The organism is Cellvibrio sp. PSBB023 (assembly GCF_002007605.1).
In the GTDB taxonomy this organism is placed as follows: domain Bacteria; phylum Pseudomonadota; class Gammaproteobacteria; order Pseudomonadales; family Cellvibrionaceae; genus Cellvibrio.
Genome location: NZ_CP019799.1, coordinates 1,111,687 through 1,136,953, shown reverse-complemented (window position 1 = coordinate 1,136,953; position 25,267 = coordinate 1,111,687). Strand labels below are relative to the sequence as shown.

Below are 25,267 nucleotides of genomic sequence, written 5' to 3'. Positions count from 1 at the left end.
CATTCGCCGTGGCTTTAGCTGCCACTTTTAGATTTCAGCAAACCAAAAAGGGGGATTTTATGGATAAAAAAATCCCCCGGCATATGCCGGAGGATTGCGAACAAAACAAGGCTGCCAAATAACGATTAGTGACCTTCGTGTACTTCTTCAGTCAGTGTGGACAAGTAAGCCACTACATCGCGAATTTCATCCGGTTTTAACAGTAAGCCCATGGGCGGCATACCGGATACAGGGCCAAAGCCGGGCGCTACACGTGCACCTGGATCAACCAATGCTTCCAGCAATTGTTCGCGTGACAGGGTTTTGGCAATGGTTGTCAGGTTAGGCCCAACGTTGGCGCCACGCGTGCCCACCATATGGCAACGCACACACTGTGCGGTGTTGCTGTAACGGAAAATAGCGACGCCTTTTTCCGGATCACCGCCGTACATAGACTCACGGAACATTTCCAGCGGTTTGTTTTTGTCTTTGCTGTTTTGATAGCTTGTAAGCAACTCGCTTAATTCCGGTGCGTTAATTTTTTCTACTGCCGTAATTAATTCCAATTGCACTTCCGGTGCGATTTTGCCCGCAATCAGTTGTGTCATTTGATCTTTAAATACCGCTACCGCTTCCGGTGCATCTACCTTGACCAGCGACAAGAGCGCTGCTTGCTGCTCACCGGTGGTGCCGTTTTTCAGCAATAGACTGTGCATCTCTACCACTTGCTGAACCGGTAAATCCAATTCTGGCACCAGTGCCAAAGCAGCCATGCGTACACTTTGCTCTTTATCTTTCATGGCGACAAAAACCAAATCGCCAATATTATCGACCGCAAATTTTTTCAGTGTATGTAACGCGGCGATTCGCACTTGTGGTGCAGCATCTTTACTCAGCAATGACACCAGTTGCTCTTGCGCGGCGCGCACATTCAAACCGGCAATGGCATTGACTGTGGCTTCACGCACATCGGCTTCGCCGTCTGCCAGCAGGTTTTTGTAGTTTGCACTCAATGCCGCAACGGCTTCACTTTCCGGGTGTTTTACCGCACCGCGATAGGCGCCGGTTACGCGGTCATAAGCGGAGGTTTCACCCCAGCTCGCCAAGGCATGCACGGCGTCGGCGCGCAATACACCAGCCATTTTTTTCTGGGTGGCAAAGCGCATTAAACGCTCGGCGTTGTCAGCGGTGCTCGCTCCCTCAGTGGTTGCATAAATGTTGGCGTTAATGGCACGGCGTAATAACGGCTCATTGGTGAAAACCGGTTTATCCAAATACGCAGCCAGTGTGGGAAGCGCAGCAGGGACTTGAGTGTCATCGCTAATCGCGCGTGCGGCGTTGGTGACAACATATTCATTTTTGTCACTGAGGAAGGCCGCAAGGGCAGGGCTGGCCATTTGCTTCAGGGCAACTACAGCGGCAATGCGCACTGCTTCCGAATTGTGCGTAGACAGTTGACCGACGGCTGCATCATCGCCAATACGTGCGAGTGCGATAGCACCGGCTTGACGCAAATAAACATCGTCGTCGTTATTGGCAGCGAGCATCTCGACAATAGGAGCGATAGCCGCTTTATCGCCAATGCGACCCAAGGCTTGCGCCGCGTACAATTGCGCGCGCGGATTTTTATCGCTTAGCAAGGGCAATAATGCTTGCGCGGCAGCAGCGTGATTGGCATCGCCCAATACTTTGGCTGCTTGCGCACGAATTTCACCGCTGGCATCTTTTAATAAGCCAATAAGTACGGCATCAACGCTTGCATCTTTACGCAGTAATTGACCGAGGCCCCAAATGGCGTGAATGCGTGCTAATTCATCACTTGCCGTTTGTGCCTGATTTTCCAGAATGCTGCGCTCGCCTTTATCAACCAAGACAAATTGCGCTTTTTGACGCACACGCATATCCACATGACTCAACAGGCCTGCCAAATCATCGGCGCTGCGCAAGCGTAAATCTTCTGCCAACAGGGCTTGGGTTTCTTTGCGGATTGCGTTGCCTGCCGTATCGGGCGTATCCAGTTTCCATACGCGACCTTTTTGTTTTAAACCCCAGCCTTCAATCCAGTCGCTCATGTACATAGCGCCGTCCGGGCCAAAGTCCAAACCAGTAGCTAATACACCACGGAAAATATTTTGATCCGTATCCAGTTCAAAACTGGCGCCTTTGGGTTTCAAGGTGAAGGCATTAATACCGGCGCGTGCCGCAGAGCCAACAAATTCCACCACAAAGAAATGGTCTTTCCATTTGTCGTTAAACGCGGTGCCTGGATTGTAGGTCATGCCAGTAGGGCCGGCGTGATAGGGCGCAACCGGTGGCAGAATATGTGCGGCCTGATCTTTAAAACGTGGCGTGTAGTAACTTTCATCCATCCACACTTTGTAGCTGTTGTTTTTCGGATCTTTGTATTTACCCAACTGCCAGTTAATGCGCCAGCCGGTGTCGGAGCCTTCAATCAAGTGCACAACACGTTCGTATTCACCAACGTGATCGCCATCGTTATCCACACTGATAAAGTTGCCGTATTTGTCGAATGAAAATTCATAAATATTGCGCAGCCCATGCGCAAATACTTCAAAGTTACTGCCATCCGGTTCGCTGCGTACAATCACACCTTGATCCTGGTAATTCCAGGTTTTTCCCGTGGCATCGGTCACTACTGTGCCTATGTCACCCATGCTGTAATAGAGTTTGCCATCTGGCCCCATAGTCGCGCCGGACATACCGTGACCACTAAAACCAATGTGCACGCCAAAACCGTGAGCGAGGGATTTTTTCTGGTCAATTTGGCCATCGCCATTGGTGTCTTTTAGTTGCCAAAAATCGGGGGCGACGTTGATAAATAATTCGTCCAGCAAATCGCTGTAGTACATGCCGCCGATAACATCGGTCACTTCGGTATTAAAATCTTCCACCACGGTTTGTACAAAATCTGCTTTGCCGCTGCCGGAGGTGTCTTCAAGGCGGATGACTTTTTCTTTCACAACGGCAAGGTCGCGCCAGTCGTTACTGCCATCTTTATTGCGATCGGGGATGCGTTTGTTCTGCGCACTTTTTCCCGGCGCCAATTCTTCTTTTAAGAAGGCGCGACGGTCTTCAATATTTCTGAAGGAAACAGAAGGGTGTTCCCAATCGGAATAGCCACGAATATCAAATTCAGAATTGTTACTGCGCTGGGTGATGCCCGCCCAAATACGGCCTTTGTCATCCACATGGATGGCCACTGTATCACCCATTAATTTTTCTGAGGCCCAAAGCTCGCCGGTAATACCTTCGGCCAAAGTTAACTCAACTTGCGCTTCAATTGCGGCAGCATCTTTTTTGGCCTCTTCGGGGCTGATGCGCGTAATGTCCAATGCAACACTGCTGGCAGCGCTCGTTTGTGCAGCGTTATTTTCTGCTGGAGCATTGGTTGGTTTTTCGCCACAAGCCGTTAACAGCACCAGTGAAGCTAGCGATGTTGCCAGCCAGGTGCGGGTAATTGCCGTAGGGCGTGACCGATGGATGTAATGTGAAAAGGGAATGCCAAGTGGGCGCTTTTTCATGTGACTCTCACGCTGGTTATGATTATGAAAAAAGGGTTGGATGAACGGGTTGATGCTCATCGGGTGTAGTTGTCTAGCTGTAGTTATAGTCAGGCAGGATTATAGGTGAGCGCTGGCGCCAAGGCAGTCTGAATTGACGTATGTAGACACTAATTAACACTTTGCTTACGACATAACCCAATCACTCCGCCAATGGGAGTAATCGGGTAGATGTGTGTGAAAGCTGTTTGAAAAAGTTGTTTGGGGAAGTTGCTCGTGAATCAGGTAGGGATTCCATCCGGCACACGACTGACTTTGCGTGCCTGGGTTCCCGCTGGTGGCGAGTACAAATCGGCCTGCTCACCCAATTGATCGCGCACCCGGATCATGGAAAACATACCGCCCATTTCCAATTTTCCGTAGCGACCTTCACCCATCATCATCGGCAGGGTATTTTCCGGGCCGGGCATATGGCCCATATCCACATGCACCTGATGCTCAGCCATGCCGTGTTCGCCCATTGCCATATACCCCGGCAACACTTTATTGATCTGCGCTACCGGTTGTTTTACGCCCAGCATATTGGGAATGTCATGCCCCATGGCATTCATGGTGTGATGGCTCATGTGGCAATGGAATGCCCAGTCACCGGGCACGGCGGTGAATTCAATATCGCGGGTTTGGCCAACCCCGACAATTTCGGTTACCTCCTTGCGCCATTGATTTTGCGGCCAACGACCACCGTCAGAGCCGGTTACCTCAAACTGCACGCCGTGCAAATGAATCGGGTGATTCCACATGGATAAATTGCCGACGCGAATCCGAATGCGCTCGCCGGTTTGTCCCACCATGGATTCAATAGCAGGAAACACTTTGCTGTTCATCGTCCACAAATTAAATTCCGTCATCACACTGGGATCGGGGCGATAGGTACCGGGATGCACCGCCCAGTTATGCAGCAGTACAACATAATCGCGATCGATTTCCGGGGTGATTTTTGTTTTGGGGTGAATAATAAACATCCCCATCATACCCGTGGCGAGCTGCACCATTTCATCAGCGTGTGGGTGATACATATGGGTGCCGTGTTGTTCCAGCGTGAATTCATAGACAAAGGTTTCACCCGGTTTAATGGGGGCTTGAGTCAAGCCGCTAACACCGTCCATGCCCCAGGGTAATAAAATACCGTGCCAGTGAATGCTGGTGTGCTCCGGCAATTTATTGGTGACATAAATTCGCACGCGATCACCTTCCAATGCTTCAATGGTTGGACCAGGTGTTGTGCCGTTATAACCCCAGGCTTTAATGGTTGAGCCTGGGGCAAATTCATGTTCGATTTCTTCTGCAATTAAATGAAATTCTTTGACGCCGTCTGTCAGGCGATAAGGCAGTGTACGACCATTGGGCGTAATGACAGGGCGATAGCCTTCCGCTGTGAGTGGCGGCTTTTGCGTGCTGACGGCGGGAATCTCCCTGGTGCTTTTGTGCGCGGGTTTATTGCCTGCGACATGCTGCGAATGATCAACCGGTGCGGTATTTTTTTCTCCACTGTTGGCTGTTTCCGGTGATGCAGGGTGATGGTGTGAATGATCCATTTGCGCCTGTAAAGGCAAACTCGCCGCCACCAAACCAGCTGCACTGCCGAGCAAAAGAGTACGACGATTAATCATGGTGATGATGCTCCTTGTGTTCGCGGGGAATGAGCGGCAACGCTTGTCCAATCGCCAATTCAAGTTGGCTGCGCGCCTGCCAATAACGATTGAGTTCGTCGGTGTAATCGTGAGCCAGTTGGATTTCATCGCGCTTGATCGCTAATAACTCAAGCGGACTGCTGAGCATAAAATTGACTTCGCGACTGGCCAGCGCCACACGCTGTTGCGCTACAGCTAAACTCTGTGTGAGCAAAGTCAGCTGTTGCTGAGCGGTCTTTAATTGACTCAAAGCGCTGGCGATTTGTAAATCCATATCCAGTTCACGCTGTTGTAGCTCAGCTTGCAGGCGGGAAACCTGCGCATCAATACCTGCCAATGCCCCTTGGCCGCGGTTAAATACTGGCAGGGAAAACTCCACCGCCGGGCCGATGTTAGTTGCACCGTCAAACTCACGTTCCGCATTAATGCCCAAGCTTATATCGCGCCAGCCGTATTCATTTTTTATCAGGTGACGGCGCTTTTCCAGCAGCGTTAATTGTTGTTGGGCGATACGCAAATCCAGGCGCTGCTGTTTAGCAATGGCCATCAATTCACGGTGAACGAAAATGTCATCACCCGGCAGCGGCAATTGTGTGGGCAAGGTAAAGTCGGCGGTGGATTGCAATCCAATCAGGTTAAATAATTGCAAGCGCTTTTCTTGTGCCGTTTGTTTAAACGCATTTAATTGTTGCTCTACACGGCGCAATTCGTTGTCGTAATACAAAAATGTATTTTCTGCCATATTACCGGCGCGATAAAGGCTCAATGCCAATTGCTGTTGCGCCCTGGCGGCCTCCCACACTTGCTGTTGTACTTGCACATGCTGCTGTGTGGCAACTGCACGGTAATAATCGCGTTGCGTTTGCACCACTAATGCTTGCAGTTGTGCTTGTAATTGTTGCTGCGCGAGCAGTAGATTTTCTTGCGCCAGTTCACGACGGAGCGGGCGAGTAAATAACGCCAGTAGCGGCTGGCTTAAACCCGCATCCAATTGCCAGCGGCCACCTTCATCTGGCTTCATCGCACCAATGGAAATATGGGGGTTATTAATTAATTCTGCTTGCAGTTGCTGTGCATCAGCAATACCCAAGCGAGCAATAGCGGCGCGAACCTTGGGTGACTGCTGCAACAGTAGCTGTACCGCCGCGTTTGCACTCAGGGAATCTTCCTGAGAGGTTTGTGGTGGCAGTAAAGCGATGGGAAAATTCTCTGCCAGCGTTTTTTCAACCGCTGCAAGTGAATGACCGCGAGGTATTGCTGTTGTACTGCATGCACTTAACAGCAGGCAGCTGACAAGCAATAAACCTGTCGCAATGTGGTTGGGGCAAATGGTTGCGCGGGAATGCTGCATTGAACCCTCGGCATTAGTTGTGGCAGTGAGCCATTGTGTTAAGGCCATCCAGAATAGGGCAGTCGGGGCGATCATCACCCTGACAGCGATTGGCTAAATCGCTGAGTGCCTTGCGCATTTTTTGCAGCGAGTGAATGCGCTCATCCATCACGTCAATATGCGCCAGCGCTACTTTTTTGACGTCGGCACTGCTGCGCGCTTCGTCCAGCCACAGGCTGGTAAGTTGGGCGATTTGTTTCATGGAAAATCCCAAATCGCGCGCACTTTTTATAAACCCGAGCAAGTGAATATCCCGCGCTTGGTACATGCGGTAATTGGCGAAGGTACGTTCTGCTGGCGAAACCAGCCCCAATGTTTCGTAATGGCGAATCATTTTGGTACTGATGCCACTCAGCTTGGCGGCCTCACCAATGGTGTATAACCCCTGGGCTTGTGCCTCAGCCAATTCCAGTGCGGATGTATTGTGAGTGGTCACAGTGAAAGCTCCTTTGCTGAATGCCAGTTGCGTAAACGCAGGGCATTGGTGACAACAAAAACACTCGACAAGGCCATGGCACCTGCTGCAAGCACCGGTGATAACAGCACACCAAATGCCGGGTACGCGATACCTGTAGCCAGTGGAATCAAGGCGATGTTGTAAGCAAATGCCCAGCCTAAATTTTGTTTGATATTGCGCAAGGTGGCACGCGCCAAAGCAATGCTATTGGGGACACCTTGAATATCGCCACTGACCAGAATCACATCGGCACTTTCAATCGCAATATCAGTACCGCTGCCAATGGCGAGTCCTATATCGGCCTCGGCCAGTGCCGGAGCATCGTTGATACCATCACCCACATAGGCGATAGCTCCATGTTCCTGGCGCAATTGTTTAATGGCGGCAACTTTCTGCTCGGGCAGCACTTCGGCAATGACGAGATCTATCGATAATTGTTTGGCAATTGCCTGCGCTGTGCGCTTGTTATCACCTGAAATCATCGCCACCTGAAACCCGAGCTTGTGCAATGCACGCAGGGCTTCTGCGGTACCGGGCTTAATGGTGTCCGACAGTGCCATCACCGCAGCGAGTTGATGGTTGCGTGCGATATAAATGGGGGTTTTACCTTCCTCCGCCAAGGGTTGTGCATATTCGCGCATGGCATCCAAATTGATGCCCAAGCGATCAAACAAACGATCGGCACCTATATGTAACTGCACACCGGAAACCTGTGCAGCGAGACCATAACCGGGAATGGCCTCAAAGGATTCAAGCTGGCCCAGCGTAATATTGCCTTGCGCAGCGGCCTTAACCAGCGCTTGTGCAATCGGGTGCTCGGAATGTTGTTCAGCAGCGGCGGCCAGTGCCAACAACTCGCGCTGGTCAATGCCGGGAGCCACTACAAAATCGGTCAGTTGTGGCTGACCCAGGGTGAGAGTGCCGGTTTTATCAAAGGCGATGGTTTTAACATCCGCCAGGGTTTGCAGTGCATCACCACGGCGAAATAACAAACCAAGGTTCGCGGCGCGACCCGTGCCCACCATAATGGATGTCGGTGTGGCAAGGCCCATGGCGCAGGGGCAGGCGATAATTAACACCGCGACGGTATTCACCAGCGCTAACCCCAAAGCAGGTTCAGGGCCAAACAGCATCCACAGCACAAAGGTCAGTGCGGCTATTACCAGCACCGCAGGCACAAACCAGCGAGTGATTTGATCCACCAGCGCCTGAATGGGCAGCTTTGTGTTCTGGGCGTCTTCCACTAACTGGATAATTTGCGCAAGCAGGGTGTCTTTGCCGGTTTTGGTAACACGGTAATTAAAGGCGCCACTGGTATTGAGGGTGCCGCCAATCACCTCCGCCCCGGCAGTTTTGCTGACCGGCATGGGCTCACCGGTCATCATGGATTCGTCAACAAAGGAATTGCCACTGGTCAGTGTGCCATCAAGGGGGATTCGCTCGCCGGGACGTACTAACAGGTTATCGCCGGGGCGAATCACGGCGAGGTCAACAAGCTCCGGTTTGCCATCGACAACCCGTGTCGCCGTATGAGGTTGCAGTTTGATGAGGCGTGCAATCGCGTCGCTGGTGCGCCCTCGCGCTCTGGCTTCTAATAACCGCCCCAACAAGATTAAGGTCACTATGACGGCCGCCGCCTCAAAGTAGACATTCACTGTACCCGAGGGCAGGGTGTGGGGCAGGAAGGTCGCTACCAGTGAATAACCCCATGCAGCAAGGCTTCCCAAGGCTACCAGCGAGTTCATGTCCGGTGCCATGCGCAGCAGCGCAGGCAACCCCTTGCGATAAAACATGCGCCCGGGGCCGAACATCACCAATGTCGTTAGCAGAGCCTGAATAATCCAGTTCCACTGGCCAAGGCTGGCCATCAACCAATGGTGCAATGCCGGGATTAAATGGCTGCCCATCTCCATCACAAATACCGGCAGGGTTAATACCAGTGCGACAACAAATTGGCGAGTCAGGGCGATACGCTCCTGCTCATGGCGTTCACCTTGGGTACTGATATCACCAGTGTGTGCCACTTGAGCCTTGTAGCCCGCCTGTTCTACGGTGGTAATCAGTGTTGCCGTGGGGATAGTGGTCGCCAACTGCAGGTGCGCACGACCGGTGGCAAGATTGACACTAACACTCTCGACGCCCTCAACGGCGGCCAAGGCTCGCTCCACACGGCCAACGCAAGAAGCGCAGCTCATGCCCTGAATATCTAAATCGTAATGGGGGATAAGGTCATGGTCATGCCCTTTAATAATGACGACTGACAACAGCTTAAGGCTTCCTATTGTGGGAAGGTCAAGCCTTTTCACAAAGTCTACGCCGATTTGCAGTCGAGTCGATAAACCTCTAGCATCACGCACTTTTCTGGTGCGTAGAGAGCCTTCTGATGAGCGTCAAACACTGGTTACACGAAGCACGTTTGTTTTTGGGTATTGAGCGTAATACCACACGGCACGGTGAAAAACTCATTTCAGCTCTGGGGGCATTTCTGGGAATTCTGGCTGTGTATTGGGGGACGCGTTGGTGCTTCCCGGATGGTTTCATGCATACGGCTGGCACTCTAATTATGGTGACATCGATGGGTGCTTCAGCCGTCTTGTTGTTCGCTGTGCCCCAAGGCGCACTTTCCCAACCCTGGGCCGTTATTGGTGGCCACCTCTTATCAGCATTTGTGGGCGTGAGTTGCCAGCAACTGGTACCCGATCAGACCTGGACACCGGCACTGGCCGTCGGCCTTGCAGTTGGGGTAATGCACTATGCGCGCTGCATGCACCCACCCGGCGGGGCAACCGCCCTTGCCGCAGTAATTGGCGGGGCAGAAATATACAAACTGGGATACTTTTATATGGTCGCGCCAATACTGATTAACCTGGCCAGTATCATGGCGATGGCACTGGTTTTTAATGCTTTTTTCCCCTGGCGTCGCTACCCGGCACACCTTACCCGTCGCACCATCGCCAAGCCGACCGCGGCAGCAGAGCGTCAATTTGAGATAACCCAGGAGGATTTTTCAGCAGCCATGGAGCAGCTTAATTCCTATGTAGATATCACCGCTGAAAACCTGACGCAATTATTGGAGTTAGCCAAGCAGCATGCGGAAAAAAATATCACCCACCCGGAGCAAATCACCTCGGGGCATTTTTACAGTAATGGCAAACTGGGGAACTTATGGAGTGTGCGCCAGGTCGTAGACGCCGCCGAGAACGCTATTGCCAGTAAAGACCAGGTCATCTTTAAAGTGGTTGCCGGAGCAGGAGGTTATGCCACCGGTATTTGTTTGCGTAGCGAGTTTCGTCAATGGGCGCGTTATGAAGTAGTACCGCAACCCAACGGCCACTGGAAAAAGTTGACCGATGAGGAGGAGTGACAGCCAGGATTGCCATTAATAACGGGCAACCGAGATTACAATTTCCAACAAATTTAAGATGTGTGCCACCAGTGCTACAGGATAAGATGCCATCATCCTGATTGGGCATGGAGCAAGCCCGGTTAGCTATAACAATCTAATTATTCTTATTATTGATTTTCGTCATCCGAGGTTTATTGCCCATGCGTTCCACATCCCAGCCTACTGCACCGACTACATTGTTAAAACATACCTTTGCCGCATTCTGTTTGGGTGCTGGTGTATTGATGAGCCAACTAGCCGCCGCTACTACTGTTCAATTTCAAACGTCGCTGGGCAATTTCGAAGTTAACCTCTACGACAAAACGACCCCAAAAACCGTTGCCAACTTTCTCGCCTATGTCAATGCAGAGGCCTACACCAATACAGTTATTCATCGCTCTATGAGTGGTTTTATTGTGCAAGGCGGCGGATACAAATATGTAGCTACCGACAAATTGGAAGCCATTACCCAAAATGCTGCCGTTGAGAATGAGCCGATTTATTCCAATGTGCGCGCTACTATCTCTATGGCAAAGTTAGGCAGCAAACCAAACAGTGCAACCAATCAATGGTTTATCAACCTGGAAAATAACGCCAGCCAACTCGATAAACAAAATGGTGGCTTTACTGCCTTTGGTGAAGTCGTTGGTGGCGGTATGGAAGTTGTGCTCGAAATTGCCAAGTTGAACCGCTTCAATTTCAACGGTGCATTTACCGACATTCCACTGCGCGACTACTCAACCGCAGATTACACAGCTAAAAAACCGGTCACCGATGCTAATTTTGTAGTGATTCACAAAGTGGTCGTGCTCAATGCTGATGCAGGCACCGCTGATGGCCTCAATCCAACAAAAAACACCCTCATCAACGAGAAAAGTGGCGGTGGTGGTAGTTTAGGTTTATTAAGCCTCCTTGCACTCGGTTTGCTTGCGCTGGGCCGTAAAACCCTGTTGAATAAGGCCTAATCTTATCAACAAGAGGGACGCAGTGTGATTACATACTTGTATTGGATAACGGTTATCGCCGTTGCCATCTTTGTTTTCTGGGGTATTGGCCGCTATTTCAAATGGAAAGCGGGCGCTGTAGGCGCACTGACCATATTGATCATTGGTTGGGGGATGTATTTCTTCCACTATGAACAACACTTTGTGAAGAACTTCGGCGGCGTCATGTCGATTGAAGTACCCAAAGGGCAAATGCACATGGCCGCCACTTGGAAAGATGACAACCTCTGGATAGAGAACTACGACCCAGCCACCAATAGCTGCATTTTCAGTGAATACTCAAAAGGCAGTTTACTGGAGGGTAGGGTGACCATTAAAAACTGTAATCCACTGATGCCCAAGGCAGAAGTGCCTGCTGCCGAATAATAGTGGCGGCGATATTTGACACACAAAAGGGGCCTTGCGCCCCTTTTGTGTTTCCGGAATACACAGTCTTATCGCTGATGAATCGGGCGCCAAAGGCGATTAGAATTTTTTAAGATAACCACCTAGTTTTTGCTTGTCTGATGGCGTTTTAGCGCTAGCCTTCAAACATAGGGAGTCACAATTCTCCCCTGTTCGAGAGGGTAAACTATGAGCTTCATTCATAGCGCGCAGCAGTACTTGATCATCATATTGGCCATGGCATTTGCGGGCAGCACTCCGGTTTTTGCCGCCCAAACCGTCAACGAAAAAAACTGCACTGCTATACAAAATGCAATCAATAAACTGCCCCCGGCTGGCGGTGAAGTGCAATTATCCACCGGCACCTATACCTGTACCCACCCGATTGTGATCGATAAAAATAATGTCATTTTGCGTGGTCGTGGCACTGCAACCCTGCTGCGTCTGGCTGATGGCATTAATGCACCGGTTATCGTCATGGGAACAACAGAAAATATTCCAAGTAGGGCCACCCATTACGTAAGTGTTGTGGATGTCATGATCGACGGCAACAGGGCAAACCAATCCTCTGAATGTATGGGCGGCCCTTGCAGCGATCAATTCCCGTTGCGTAATAACGGCATTAGCATTCGTCGCTGTATCGATTGTAGTGTGCAATCTGTAGTGGTGTTTGGTGCTATGTCTGGCGGGTTGGTGACTGAGCTTGGATGCCGTCGCTTGCGGATTCGCGATTACACCTCCTACGATAACGAATTTGATGGTATGGCCGGTTATGAAACCGAAGACAGCAGCTTTTCCGGTATTTACCTCTACGGCAATAAAGCCGCAGGCATTTCTACTGACATTAAATTTAACAACAATAAATTTTTTGATGTAACTATCGCCAACAATAAAACCGTCGGCATTTTTATGCGCGATTCACTCGACAACTCATTCACCAACCTGCATATCAGTGACAGTGTGCAGCACGGGATTTTCCTGGCGCAGGTCAATCATGACCCATCCACCGCCGCAACCGGCAACACATTCACCGGGGTTGTCATTAGCCGCTCAGGCGGTGCCGGTATGATTGCTAATGATGCCTCCTGCGTGAATAACATGATGGTTGCCGCGCAGTTTATTGATAATCGCCAAGGCTGTATCAGCGAAGCGGCATCTGGGCTGGTAGAGAATGTCGGCGCTATTTGCCGTTAGCAAATGCCCTTATGAATTTGTGCCTGCGTGAGGTGAGAGAGAATAAGCACACCACAAAGGCAGTAACCCTGTGTGTGTAAATGGATGTACGTTAAGTCAGCTCGCGGCCCTATTTGGCCGCGAGTATTTTTTCATTCAATATTGGGTAAAAAGCGATAACCAACCCCCGGTTCGGTTTCGATGTAGCGAGGATTGGAGGGATCATCACCCAACTTGGTACGCAGGCGCGCAATAAAAATCCGCAAGTAATGTGTGTCTTCTACGTGGGTTCCCCCCCAAATCTCGCGCAGCAATTGTTGCTGGGTAACCAGACGACCTGCGTTATTGATCAAGCGCTTGAGTAGCTCAAATTCTTTGCGTGACAGTTTGGTTGCTTCACCATCCACGGTTAACTTCCGCTCCTGTAAATCAATCACAACGCGCTCATCTTGAAAGGTATGTACACTTTCTACGGTTGGGCCAAAGGCTTTTATCAAACCGCGAATACGCGCCAGTAATTCCTGAATACCAAAGGGTTTCACAACATAATCGTTGGCACCAGTATCCAATGCCTGCACGATTTCCGATTCGCGGTTGCGCACTGACAACACAATAATGGGCTGATGAAAGAAATCACGCAGTTTTTTAAGCACCACTTGACCGTCAAGGTCGGGCAGCCCCATATCCAGAATAATCAAATCAGGCATGATTTCAGCGGCCAGCGCTAACCCCTGACGACCATTGTCTGCTTCCAAAATGGTATAGCCTTGGGCGGTGAGGCCAATTTGTAAAAAACGACGTATTTGCGGCTCGTCGTCGATAATCAGTATCTTGCTCATGATGACTCCATTACGTTAGGGCAGAGTATAAATAGCGTCATTCTGCTCCAGCGTCATATCACTGTTAAATTTATAATGTTATTGAGTGGGTTGATCGAGGTTTTCATCACTTTCTGTAATAGGCAATTCAATTCTTACGCAACAACCTGGGTTGATTTTATCGGCCACCCGGCGTGGATTAGCATGAATGCTCACTTTACCACCGTGAGCCATAATCATGCCTTGGCAGATTGTCAGCCCCAAGCCACTGCCAGATCGGCGCCTATCACCTTTCTCCGCCGTATGGAAACGCTCAAAGACTTTTTCGCGCTCCTCTTCAGGGATGCCTTTGCCTTGGTCCGAAATTGTGATGACAATCTTTCCATCTTCTTGAAAACAATCAATATCAATAGTGGCTCCCATGGGCGAGAACTTGATTGCATTATCAATCACATTAAAAATAGCCTGTTCCAGAAACGCGGCATGCACATACAGTGGCGGCAGGTTAGGGCTAATCTCGTACTTCAGGTCATTGTGTATAAGCAGGGGTTTTAAGCGCTTTTTAACAACACTAACAATTTCTTCCACACTTACCCAGTCGCACTCCAATTGCAGATGACCAAAACCCAGTTTGGTCATATCCAGCAGATTTTGGGTATAGCGGTTCAGACGCTGCGCCTCTTCCAATACTGTTTTTAACAGCTCGGTGGTTTCTGCTTTGCTCAGGTGCTCGCCAAACTCAATCACGGTGGACGTTGCACCAATCATAGTGGTTAATGGCGTACGAAAATCATGGGATACCGATGACAACAAGGCAGAACGTAATAATTCATTTTCTTTTGCGATTTTTTCTTTTTCCAAATCTGCCGCCAAACGAGTACGCTCCAATGAAATGTTAACCTGATGCAAGAGCAACAGAAAAATATCTTTGGGCAGGTATTGGATATTCTCAATAGATATTTTCAACAACCCGATAACCTGACGCGTGTTATACAGAAAATACACATCATGCTCTTCTTCCAAGGCAGGAATTTTTTCAATCACTTCAGGAGTCAGACGCAGCTCCAACAGTTCTTCCAGATAGGTTTTGCGCAGATTAGTCATGCGTCTGATCATTGGGTGGGTGACCCAATTATCGCCATGGGTAATGAGTACGCAGTTTTCCTTCCAGGGCAGCAAGGCTTCACGCATAGCACTAACAACATCTTCTGTGTTCAGTGCTTTGGGCAATTTCTCAAGCAGTTCCAGCTCAATGTCTGTCATAAATTCGCGCATGCGAATTTTTTGTACATTTTTTTTATGTTTAGTGGCCATGTAACCAACAATCACCGACGTCAGCAGAAACAGTAAGATTGTCAGTAAATCCTCATCCTGATGGATCATTATCGAGCGGTGAGGTGGCGCAAAGAAAAAGCTGAACGCAAAAAAACTGGACAAGGCATTAATAATCGCCAATTCCACTGTCACATTGATGGCGATAAACACCACCATCACAATGTACAGCAGAGGTACATTGGTTTTAGGCAGGTAATCTGTAATCAGGAATGCAAGGGGCGTGAGCAACCAGGGAAATAAAATCCCGATGGGGTAGGCGAACTTTCGTAGTGTTTTTTCAATAATCATCAGGCACGCCAAAACGCTGGGGTGAATAGAACCAGAATGGTCAGAAACTCAAGTCGCCCGAGAAGCATTCCTGCCGATAGTGCCCATTTCGCGGTATCACTCAAGCTGGAAAAATTACCGGCTGGGCCTATTACATCACCAAGCCCAGGGCCCACGTTCATTACTGCAGTGGCTGCACCTGAAACACTGGTTATTAAATCCAGCCCGGTAAATGCCAGAATGACAGTGATAAGAACCAAACAGGCCGCCATTAAACACATATAGGAAATGGATGACGCAATAATTTCAGAGCTAATCAAACGCCCATTGTAACGGCGACTAATAATAGCTCTGGGGTGAATGGCAGTAATAATCTGCTCTTTGACCAAGCCGGCAAATATCTGTAAGCGAAACACTTTGATGCCACCACTGGTTGAACCTGAACAGCCACCCACAAACATAGCAAAATAAAACACAACAAAGGCAATCGGCCCCCATTGTTGGTAGTCGCCAGACGCAAAACCAGTGGTCGTGACAATAGAAACCAAGTTAAAACAGGCCATAGTCAATGCACGAAAAGGATCCATCTTATCGGCAATAATTAACTGCACTGTAAGCAGCAAGGTCATGACCACAACAATCAGCAACAATCCACGAACCTGCGTGTCTTCCAAAACAATAAAGCGGCGATTAATCAACATGCGCACGAAGAGCACAAACGGGAAAGCACCGGCCAACATAAAAATGATAGCAATCCAGTGAAGGATAAGGCTGTCAAACTGCGCAAAAGAGGCATCTGATGTAGAGAATCCTCCAGTCGATACCGTCGCCATGGCGTGATTGACTGCATTGAATACATCCATTCCAGCAAGCCAATAAGCACATCCGCAAATGAGCGAAAGGGTTATGTAGCAATAAATAATCATCGCCATAAGGCTACGTGCACGGGGCATGGCCTTGTCAGACCAATCCGACGATTCGGTTTTAAACAGACGCATTCCGCCCACGCGTAAAAATGGCAGCACCGCAATTGCCATGCCGATGATTCCCACACCACCAATCCAGTTAAGCAACGAGCGCCACAAGAGCACATCTTTTGGAAAATGATCGAGCCCAGCCATGACCGATGAACCCGTAGAGGTAACGCCGGATACGGCTTCAAACACCGCATCAGCAATGGTTAATGGGTGATCAATCAAAATAAATGGAAGAGCGCTAAAGAGTGAAACCCCGGCCCAGGCGACGCTGGTAATCAAAAATACCTGCCTCGGTTGCATAAAGTCCAAGCGGGATTTTTTACCGATCAGCAAAAAGATGATGCCGACAACACTGGTAATCGTGGCGGAAGAGAAAAAGGCAATCTGGTTATCGCTGTCGTAAGCAATAGACAGTGCCAGCGGGATGAGCATGAACAAGGCAAGAATATTGAGGATCGCGCCAAGGATGAGCAGTGTTGGCCCCAGTAATTTCATAGTTCTCAACTTTAGCAAAATGAAGTGCCTTAAGACGGCGCATTCTAAACGCTATGCTGTCGGGAGCCTATGGCCGGCGGCTATATATTTCATAAAATCTGTCGTTCATAGCAACCGGCACAGGGGCTTCTGCTTAATAGATTAGTAGGGCTGGGTGATCTCCGCAAAAATCAGGGTGACATAGAGGTTAACAATATGGGGCGATTGCTCCAAAAATATCGCTAGATCGCTTTCAATTCCGCGCCCATGGACTGGCGACTTGCGCTCACGCATATAGCGCTCGGCAGCCAATTCCAGTATCTCCAGAAAGACCACAGGCTCGCCAAAACGTACCTGCGGGTTGTGAATGCAGAATTGGGTATAGGCATAGAGCGCCTCAATAACCGCACTTTTGTAATAGGCCGGGTATATCTGGTGAGTAAGCTGATCTATATGGTGAGCAAAACTTTCTTCACCGGGCGTCATTGAACGACGAGTCGTCTTGCAATCCAAATTGAAGGCGCGCCCATCCGGATTACTGAACACCAGTACCTCGGCAAACATAAGGCTGTGCCAGATATCCTTGAGGAAATTATTATCAAAATGGGTAATCAGGCCGCGTGCCGTACGCCATTCATGCCAATCGTTGTCCACTGCATCGGACAAAACTGGATTTTCATCGTTAAGATCCGCTAAGTGATGATGGATAGGATAGGGCGTGACATGGTTGATTTCTTGCGAGAAGACTTTTTTACGCGAGGTGAGAATAGAATGGATTTTTTTATACAGTCGCGCCGGTGATTGCAGCCCAAGCCACTCAACCATACTCACTTCTTCCGCATCGCCTTTATCCATGCCACACAGCAACATGAAATTACGCAATTGCACTGAGTGCAAACCATCAAACAATGTCGGTTCAGCACGAATCAATGAACCGATGCCCGAGATAAGCTCTTGTACCAGTGTGCGCTCCAGCAAATCAGGAAACAATTCGCGTACGCTTTCAAAATAAGTCGCATTGGAAAAAGATTGATCCACCTTAATTTCGGTATGGTCGTTATCGCCCACAGAAATAATCAGGTTGCGTGCCGCCAAGAGCGTGAGACTATCGGCAAGATCGATTAATGTGTAATTCAACTGTGAGAAACAAAAGCGTGACAACAACCAATAATTCACTTTTTGCGAGCGGTAAAAAAAGTCGCGAATCAATTCCTTTAAAGTAATTTCCGTGCCCACAGCCCCAACATTGTCAGTTAATTGTTTGCTGGCCACATAAGCTGAAAATTTCCTGAAGGTAATAATGTCACTTTCTGTATAAAAATGTTCTAGCAGCGCAGCTGCCACAGGTTCCAACTGGGATGGCTGCAAAGCATCATCGCTGGAATAACTTGCCAGCATCTGCTGACTCATAGAGGGAATATGGAAGTGCGGAATATTGAGTGTATTCACCCGCGATGCGCGATATGCCAAATTGGCAGAAGCATAACCAACATACTCTTTCTCATTACGTAACTGATAATTGCGCAAGGTTTGAAATAACAATTCACTATTGGGAACCTTATTAAGTCTGTGATCAACCAATAAAGTAAATACAGCCACCTCTGAACTCAGCCAATTCTTATGGATAAAGGCAATCTCTTGTATCAGTGTTTCAGTTATCCATTCCGCATCATAGCGACGATAGTCTTCACGCTCGCTTTGTAGCCAGGAAAGGCTTAAATATACTTTATTGTTGATCTCGTAGGTTTGCGATGTTGCCAAACTTTGTACACGGCGACGCGGTCTGCCGCTTAACCCTAGCGCTTTATTTTCACCAACATGCGCATAAGCCTCCATCAAACTGGAAGCAGAAACTACGCCCATTGGTTTTATATCCTGCAAGCTTTCGGCAATCACGCCGTACTTTGAGAGATTTTGTTTGATCGCCTCATTTTCAGTGAGTACAACCAGTGCAATATTGGATTTAATAAAACGGGTAGAGCGGCGACGCATCTTTAACGGATCAAGGTCATCGGAGCTGACCAAGCCTTCATCCAACATCAAGCCCGTTAAATATAAACTTTGCGCCCACACCAAAGGAACGTTTTCATTGGGTACACGGGTTTGTGAGCGTGGATTACGCTTTTCGGCTTCCACATTTTCCAATGGCAAATAATATAGCTCAGGTAATAGCCCTATACCATTCACATTAACCATGAGCGATTCAAGTTTCTTGCGATAATATTTTGCGGTGGCTTCACTGCCATCAAACAAGGCGGTGATATATAAATAGGTAAAAAATAGTGGCCATTCCGATTCTACGTGTGCAAAGTTACCCAGCTCATCGTGCTCATAATAAATTCGTGAACTTTCTTCGAGTACGGTTTGATGTCCATCCCATAAAAATCGTTTGCAGCCATAATTGCCGCCCAACTTGGTTAACACTGAATCGCGGGTTTGTGTTGCCAGCGTTTCTTTTCCTACTGCAAATGCGGGGAAACCAATAATGCTCAACAGCGCACTGTCCGTTTCTTTGGATAGCGATTCCCGTGGCAGCAGTGAGGCGAGGGTGGTTCTGGCCAGAGAGATTGCATCGGCAATCACATGAATGGTTGCGCGTGGGTCACCGTGTTTTCCGAACAGATTAAATTTGTCCAAGGCTTGCAAGGCTGCTTTAGCCATGCCAACGGAACTGGCGTTGATTTCCGTCTTGCCATTATTCACTTTATTGCCGCGCTCCCAAATACCGTAATCCGGCGTGCGGTAAGCACTGGCAATGTAATACACCAGGTTCTGGATGAAATCGACTTCATCGTAGGTGCACACAATGCGCAAACCAGAGGCGCTCATTTGTGCCAGCATCAATAGAAAAACGGACGTTGCATCAATTTGCAAATGCCCCCAGGCATCATCCGCCACAACCGGCAAACCTGTCGCCGTGTCGTACTTGGCGTGCAGCGCATCGCCGTTTTCCAGGGAATGTTTGAAAGCTTCAACTTTATTGGCTTGGCGCATCATGGATTGCAACAAACCGCGCATCAGCTTGATGGTAGATTGTTCGAGCAGATCGCTTTTGTAAGTTTCGCCTTGATGCTTGAATGCCATGGACAAGGTCCAGACACTGACAATGGAATAAACGTTATCGCGTACCCAGGCATCGGTATAGTCGCCATGGCTGGTAATTGCTGTGCTGGCGGGAAGCAGGCCGGTAACCGGATGCTGCTTACTGAGAATGACTGTTTCGACCTCAGCGTACAAACGCTCTAACAGTTGTTTATGCTTCATAAAACCAGTGCGCCATCTATCAGATGTAATTAAAGAAGGGGCGCATTAGTGCACAAGGAATCCATAACTGCAATTTAACATAATATACATTATGCGCAATTATATATTGATATACCTGTGCCTGGGGCGCCCCTGATTATGTGCTTGAGCCTGAATCCTCAAGCGTTTGCCACCATAGCAAATAACTCTGTGGTTTGTGGAGTTACCGGTGCTGCTAGCAGCATTTCTGTCAGTTGGGTTGCAGCATCTTCACTTAGGGTATCAAGTTCAAGGCCGAATCCGCGTCCATTGCTATGGACAACGATGGATTCAAATTTGTAGCGCTGAAGCTTCTGTGCGCTGCGGTATACCAACACCTCGATGCCTAATTGCTGTAAAGGATGCACATCTGCCAAGTCTGACTCGATATACAAGCCATATCGATTTCCATTTTTGATACGACCAATAGCGACCGGAATACCGTAGCGATAAATCAGGATTTTTATATCTGCCGTATAACGCTCGCTGCATCTGTGTTCCATAATGATTCCTACATAGGTTGAGTGATAATGTGCTACCAACCGCTGTGGCCATGGAGCCTTTAGCCAAGGCGATGATAGATTGTTAACAACTGCCGGATCCGCCCGGCCAATGCTGGATCAACCTGATCCCACAAAAACGTCCACACCCAATTTTTATCCGTTGTCCCGGGCATATTCATCCTGTGCCCTCCATCCAGTTCCAAAAGGTCTTGCATCGGAATAATCGCCATACTTCCGACCGAAGCCAGCGCCGTTTCAATCAATAACCATGGCATTGGCTCCGTTGAATTAAAACAATAAGCTTGCAGTTGCTTGCGATGTTCATCCGCTAAGGTTTCGTACCAGCCAAGCGTAGTGTCGTTGTCATGGGTTCCGGTATAAATCACCTCATCGCGACTATGGTTGTGTGGTAAATGCGGGTTATTGCTATTGCCATCAAACCCAAATTGCAACACCAGCATACCCGGCAAGTTGAACTGCCGGCGCAAGGCTTCAACCTCGTCGGTGATAACACCCAAATTTTCTGCCACTAACGGCAGCTCGGGATAAGCATCAAAACACGCCTGCAAAAATGCCTCACCCGGCGCTTTAACCCATCTGCCGGAACGAGCGTCTTCACCGTCAGCAGGAATTTCCCAAAAGGCTTCAAAACCGCGAAAATGGTCGATCCGGATTAAATCAAACAAATGCAATTGCGTTTTCAATCGCGCCAACCACCACTGAAATCCATCCTGCTGCATTTGATTCCAGTTATAGTGCGGATTACCCCAGTGTTGGCCCGTCTCAGAAAAATAATCAGGAGGCACGCCGGCTACAGTCAGTGGCCGCCCTTGATCATCCAGATTGAAATAATGTTGTTGCGCCCACACATCGGCACTGTCGTGCCCAACAAAAATGGGCATATCGCCGAAGAGATAAATGCCCTTTTCATTCGCATACTTTTTTAGCGCACTCCACTGACTAAAAAAAGCAAACTGTTCAAACAATACTTGGTCAATTTTGTATTTTAAGGTGAGCCGGATTTGGTTAAGCGCCTCATCGTGACGAGTACGAATTGTAGCTGGCCAATCCACCCATGAAGTATTTTGGTATTCGGCGCGCAGCGCGCTAAACAGTGAAAAGTCATCCAGCCAATAGGCTTGTGCTTGGCGAAATGCAGCAAACGCCTGCTCAAGTTCTGGATTACTGCCCAAATGTTTGTAAAACGATGCAGCCGCCAACTCGCGCAACTCTGCAAGGGGGATTGGCTCCTTGGTTGTCACCTGCCCTGCATCGATCCAATTTTTTTCAGCCAGCCAATCAAGACTAATCAGATCCGGATTTCCTGCATGCGCTGAAATAGATTGATAAGGCGACATATCAGCTTGTGTTGGCCCGGTTGGCAGCATTTGCCAGATTGAAAATCCGGCGGTCGCCATGAAATCTACAAATGCATAGGCTTCCTTTCCCAGGGTTCCAAAGGCTTTTGTAATTTCATTGCGGCTATAGGACTCGGAGCATGGTAACGATGTTGGATGTAACAAAACACCGGCGGTACGACGTTGGAACAAAGGTGATTTGTTAACCATCGATGAGTGCCCTTCCCTTTAGGTCAATAAAATAATCATACGATATCAGTTGGCATGACCTTGTCGCATCACCCCACCCGTTGCCGGGTCGCCGCCACCAACGCTGATCACTTGATGCAAATAAGCGGGAGCTGGCTGATCAATTAAGGCGTACAAATTAATCAGATGGCGACGATATAAATATTCAAAATCACTCACGCTTTGCGCCGGGTTGTAATCCCCAAACCACCAAAACCAATCTGATCCTTCGCAGAGTGCTAATTGTTTTTCAATTTGCGCCAGTTCTGCCGCTGTAAATGATCGTTTGCTGAGCGCGGCGTCCACTTGCTGCTTGGCATCACATAACATATCCCAGCCGCGATTTTTATCTTTGTCACCAATCCAGGTTGAAAAGGTGCCATAAACCCAACTGCCCGCCACCAAATGCGGGACAGCAACAGCGGCAGGCTGTTGTTTATCCAATAAATCGCTATAGGTAGTTAATTCAAGCTCAGGGTGATTACTTAAACGTTCATACAAGGTGTGTAAAAAGTGGTAGGCATTTTCAGGAAAATATTCCCAGGCATTTTCACCATCCATAATCACTGAAATGACAGTATTTTTGTTGTCTTTACCGTGACGAGCGATATTAACCATATGATTGAGTAAATCGCCCACTGCATCGTCTGAATGCCAAGTCGCGTATTTAAAACCGATCAGATCAGACAAGCCATCATCGCGAAAAAAAGTATTGATGTTCGTATTATGGAAATGGTACGCACGATGCAGCGACTGGTGTGTTGCATTAATATCATTTGCTACTGCAAGATTTTCCGGAGCGCGCAAGCTGTTATGCAACACAGAATCACCTGTCGCCGCCCAATCAAACTTTTCTTCTTCCAGGAGCTTTAATGTGTCATCACTTAATGCGCCCTCAGAAGCCCAACAACCCCGTGGTCGCTTGCCAAAATAATGCTCAAACACTTTGATGCCTTCATGCAAATGCCAGCGAGCGCGATTGCGTCCATCTGGATAAAAATCTGCATTCGGCAAGCTGACATCCGGCATTGCTTGTTTAGCACTATTGAGATCGATCAACAGAGGGACAATTGGATGGGCATAAGGACTCATACATAATTCAATTTGTCCTGACTCCGCCAGTGCGCGATAACGCGGCCCGATGGATGCCATAAGCTCGCCGATTATGCCGAGCAATTCGCGCCTGTCAGCAAGCGAATAATTGCGCTCTTTGCTTTGTAATTTTTGGATGCGGAGATCGGTACGGCGTGGAATTTCAGCAAGCCAACTGATGTGATACCACACACATAAATCCACAAGAAATTGTTCATTCAGGTAGCGACTAATAAACGGTTTTTCATCAAATGTACCAACGACATCCGCAAGCTCCTTAAATACAGGAAAGCGCTCGATCATTCGCTCGCGGTTTGCGCGCAAGTATTTTCGTGCAAGGTCGGTAAACGCCATGGTACCCGGCGCCGGTAATGCAGGGTCAACCAATGATGCCAATACCGCATCTTTGATTTTTTCACCCCGCGATAAATGCGCCGCAATCTGCTGCGCATAATCGTCGAGTTGCTCAAGTAAAATGGGAGCAAAATTAACCACAGCTTTTGCAGCAGGTTGCGCTTCTATGTGCGCCGCCATATCTACATAGTCCTTAATGGCATGAAGGTATGTCCAGGGGAAATAGTATTCCCCTGTCATTATGTCGCGATAATCCGGTTGGTGCATATGCCAGAGAAAAACGACCTTCGTTTTGCCATGATTAACCATTGATCTCATCCTGTCCTAACATATCGGGAGTAACCAAAACGACACCCTTGGGCGACACATGAAAGCGTTTTCTATCTTCTTCCTGATCGTAACCAATAATAGTGCCATCGGGAATTTTGCAGCGTCGGTCAATCAGCGCTTTACGGATTTTACAGTTGCGCCCTACTTCTACGCTGGGGAACAACACTGAATCTTCAATCTCGCAAAACGAATGTACACGTACACGGGGAAATAATAATGAATGCTTCACCGCGGATCCGGAAATGATGCAACCACCTGCAATTAAGGAATCCACTGCGTAACCGCGACGCCCTTCATCATTAAACACAAACTTGGCGGGAGCGACTTGTTCCTGATAAGTCCAAATAGGCCACTCGGCATCATACAAATCCAATTCCGGAGAGATTCCGGTTAATTCAAGGTTGGCTTCCCACAGCGAATCCACTGTGCCCACATCGCGCCAATACGCATCGCCACCCGAGACTGGATCGCGGAATGGAAATGCAGTCACTCTATGGGATTTGATCATGGAAGGAATAATATCCTTACCAAAATCATGTGATGAATTCGGATCATCACGATCTTTTAACAGTTCGCGAAACAACACTTTGGTACTAAAAACATAAATGCCCATGGACGCCAATGCTTTATCCGGCTTACCGTGAATAGGCTCTGGATTTTTTGGCTTCTCGGTAAATTTCACAATGCGAAAATCTTTATCGACATCCATTACCCCGAAGGCATGGGCGATTTCCAGTGGCACTTCAATACAACCGACCGTAATATCGGCACCACGTTCAACGTGGGCTGCAATCATGGTGCCGTAGTCCATTTTATAAACATGGTCGCCAGCAAGGATAAGGACATATTCCGGATTGTGGCGACGGATAATATCGATGTTCTGCACCACCGCATCTGCAGTTCCCACATACCAGGATTCACTCAAGCGCTGTTGCGCGGGGATAAGCTCTACGAACTCGCCCAATTCACCGCCCAAAAAACCCCAGCCGCGCTGCACATGGCGATCCAACGAGTGGGATTTATATTGCGTAAGTACACTGATACGGCGAATACCGGAGTTGACGCAATTAGATAAAGGAAAGTCGATAATGCGAAATTTTCCGCCAAAATGAACCGCTGGTTTTGCTCGCCAGTCAGTGAGTTGATGTAATCGGGAGCCACGCCCGCCTGCAAGGATTATTGCCAGTGTTTCTCGAGTAAGTCGACTTACAAAACGACCCGATGATTGTGTACTCATTAAATCTTCTTCCTTATGGCTATTGTGT

Annotated in this window: 17 protein-coding genes; 4 read left to right on the top strand and 13 right to left on the bottom strand. The window is 48.7% G+C overall.

Going from position 1 to position 25,267, the window contains the following annotated elements; all coding sequences use genetic code 11:
* Positions 1 to 125 precede the first annotated feature (125 nt).
* The 5 genes from B0D95_RS05135 to B0D95_RS05115 form a co-directional block, all read right to left on the bottom strand.
* Positions 126 to 3,521, bottom strand: a complete 3,396-nt coding sequence (locus B0D95_RS05135; protein WP_078042885.1) for a HEAT repeat domain-containing protein — start codon at positions 3,519 to 3,521, stop codon at positions 126 to 128.
* 260 nt (positions 3,522 to 3,781) lie between these two features.
* Positions 3,782 to 5,170, bottom strand: coding sequence for a multicopper oxidase family protein (locus tag B0D95_RS05130; RefSeq protein WP_210403680.1), 1,389 nt, complete (start codon positions 5,168 to 5,170; stop codon positions 3,782 to 3,784).
* Complete coding sequence (locus B0D95_RS05125) at positions 5,163 to 6,542, bottom strand: TolC family protein (RefSeq protein ID WP_168172402.1); 1,380 nt, start codon at positions 6,540 to 6,542, stop codon at positions 5,163 to 5,165. Before B0D95_RS05125 ends, B0D95_RS05130 begins: the two co-directional genes overlap by 8 nt.
* A 13-nt stretch (positions 6,543 to 6,555) precedes the next feature.
* Positions 6,556 to 7,017: a Cu(I)-responsive transcriptional regulator gene (gene cueR, locus B0D95_RS05120; RefSeq protein ID WP_078042883.1), complete on the bottom strand. Its 462-nt coding sequence runs from the start codon at positions 7,015 to 7,017 to the stop codon at positions 6,556 to 6,558.
* Entirely contained in the window at positions 7,014 to 9,302 is a 2,289-nt protein-coding gene (locus tag B0D95_RS05115; protein WP_305763982.1) for a heavy metal translocating P-type ATPase, read from the bottom strand. Before B0D95_RS05115 ends, cueR begins: the two co-directional genes overlap by 4 nt.
* A 119-nt stretch (positions 9,303 to 9,421) precedes the next feature.
* Between B0D95_RS05115 and B0D95_RS05110 the strand changes: the two genes are divergently transcribed.
* The 4 genes from B0D95_RS05110 (at position 9,422) to B0D95_RS05095 (ending at position 13,005) form a co-directional block, all read left to right on the top strand.
* On the top strand, positions 9,422 to 10,402 hold the full coding sequence (locus B0D95_RS05110; RefSeq protein WP_078042881.1) for an HPP family protein: 981 nt from the start codon (positions 9,422 to 9,424) through the stop codon (positions 10,400 to 10,402).
* A gap of 182 nt (positions 10,403 to 10,584) precedes the next feature.
* Positions 10,585 to 11,388, top strand: coding sequence for a peptidylprolyl isomerase (locus tag B0D95_RS05105; RefSeq protein WP_078042880.1), 804 nt, complete (start codon positions 10,585 to 10,587; stop codon positions 11,386 to 11,388).
* A gap of 24 nt (positions 11,389 to 11,412) precedes the next feature.
* A complete protein-coding gene (locus B0D95_RS05100; protein WP_168172401.1) occupies positions 11,413 to 11,793 on the top strand; it encodes a hypothetical protein in 381 nt (126 codons plus the stop codon).
* Between the two features lie 207 nt (positions 11,794 to 12,000).
* A complete protein-coding gene (locus tag B0D95_RS05095) occupies positions 12,001 to 13,005 on the top strand; it encodes a right-handed parallel beta-helix repeat-containing protein (RefSeq protein ID WP_078042879.1) in 1,005 nt (334 codons plus the stop codon).
* A 131-nt stretch (positions 13,006 to 13,136) separates the two neighbouring features.
* On the opposite strand, the gene B0D95_RS05090 is transcribed toward B0D95_RS05095, so the two are convergent.
* The 8 genes from B0D95_RS05090 to glgC form a co-directional block, all read right to left on the bottom strand.
* The gene (locus tag B0D95_RS05090; protein WP_078042878.1) at positions 13,137 to 13,823 is read right to left on the bottom strand and encodes a response regulator; all 687 of its coding nucleotides are present in this window, start codon (positions 13,821 to 13,823) and stop codon (positions 13,137 to 13,139) included.
* A gap of 78 nt (positions 13,824 to 13,901) precedes the next feature.
* On the bottom strand, positions 13,902 to 15,425 hold the full coding sequence (locus tag B0D95_RS05085) for an ATP-binding protein (RefSeq protein ID WP_078042877.1): 1,524 nt from the start codon (positions 15,423 to 15,425) through the stop codon (positions 13,902 to 13,904).
* Complete coding sequence (locus B0D95_RS05080) at positions 15,425 to 16,876, bottom strand: TrkH family potassium uptake protein (protein ID WP_078042876.1); 1,452 nt, start codon at positions 16,874 to 16,876, stop codon at positions 15,425 to 15,427. The genes B0D95_RS05085 and B0D95_RS05080 overlap by 1 nt, the downstream gene beginning before the upstream one ends.
* 141 nt (positions 16,877 to 17,017) lie before the next feature.
* The gene (locus B0D95_RS05075) at positions 17,018 to 20,119 is read right to left on the bottom strand and encodes a glycoside hydrolase family 15 protein (protein ID WP_078042875.1); all 3,102 of its coding nucleotides are present in this window, start codon (positions 20,117 to 20,119) and stop codon (positions 17,018 to 17,020) included.
* 158 nt (positions 20,120 to 20,277) lie between these two features.
* A complete protein-coding gene (locus B0D95_RS05070) occupies positions 20,278 to 20,640 on the bottom strand; it encodes a hypothetical protein (RefSeq protein WP_078042874.1) in 363 nt (120 codons plus the stop codon).
* A 59-nt stretch (positions 20,641 to 20,699) separates the two neighbouring features.
* The gene (malQ, locus tag B0D95_RS05065; protein WP_078042873.1) at positions 20,700 to 22,208 is read right to left on the bottom strand and encodes a 4-alpha-glucanotransferase; all 1,509 of its coding nucleotides are present in this window, start codon (positions 22,206 to 22,208) and stop codon (positions 20,700 to 20,702) included.
* Positions 22,209 to 22,253: 45 nt separating this feature from the next.
* On the bottom strand, positions 22,254 to 23,981 hold the full coding sequence (locus B0D95_RS05060; protein WP_078042872.1) for a glycoside hydrolase family 57 protein: 1,728 nt from the start codon (positions 23,979 to 23,981) through the stop codon (positions 22,254 to 22,256).
* Positions 23,974 to 25,239, bottom strand: coding sequence for a glucose-1-phosphate adenylyltransferase (gene glgC, locus B0D95_RS05055; protein ID WP_078042871.1), 1,266 nt, complete (start codon positions 25,237 to 25,239; stop codon positions 23,974 to 23,976). The genes B0D95_RS05060 and glgC overlap by 8 nt, the downstream gene beginning before the upstream one ends.
* Between the last annotated feature and the right edge of the window lie 28 nt (positions 25,240 to 25,267).